At 77.5% G+C, this 475-nt stretch carries 2 protein-coding genes; one reads left to right on the top strand and one right to left on the bottom strand.

Annotated features, from left to right (window positions below):
- On the bottom strand, positions 1 to 214 hold a 214-nt coding region (locus tag AC2W7G_RS18530; protein WP_485869719.1), incomplete at its 3' end, for a hypothetical protein.
- 168 nt (positions 215 to 382) lie between these two features.
- Here AC2W7G_RS18530 and AC2W7G_RS18525 point away from each other — a divergent pair.
- A partial coding sequence (locus tag AC2W7G_RS18525) for a cobalamin biosynthesis protein (RefSeq protein ID WP_485869720.1) occupies positions 383 to 475 on the top strand: 93 nt, incomplete at its 3' end.

The following is a 475-nucleotide window of genomic DNA, read 5'->3' as shown; positions in this document are numbered from 1 at the left end:
AGGCGTCGTGCACCACGCCGCCGTCGTGGCGCCGCTGGGTCGCCGGCGCGGTGCTCGCCGAGCGCGCGTGCCGGCGCCCGTGGCAGCAGGTCGCGCTGACCGCGGCGGTCACCTGGTCGTCGTCGGTGGACGCTCGCTGGTGCGCGAGGGGACGACCATCGCCCGGCAGCTCGAGCGCGGCGACCTGGCCGCGGCCCGTCAGCAGGTCACCCATCTCGGTCGGCCGCGACCCGAGCCGCCTGGACGCCGACGGCGGTGAGCCGGGCCGCGGTCGAGTCGCTGGCCGAGAACACGTCCGACGCGGTCGTCGCCCCGCTGCTGTGGGCGCCGTGCTCGGCGTGCCGGGCTCGTCGGGTACCGCGCGGTCAACACGCTGGACGCGATGGTCGGCCACCGCAGCCCGCGCTACGAGCGCTTCGGCTGGGCCAGCGCCCGGGTCGACGACGTCGCGAACCTGGTGCCGTCGCGCGTCTCG

Source organism: Aeromicrobium sp. PFPM2_SD2 (genome assembly GCF_057364525.1).
Note: the sequence above shows the minus strand (reverse complement) of the source record. Positions and strands in the feature narration are given on the sequence as shown.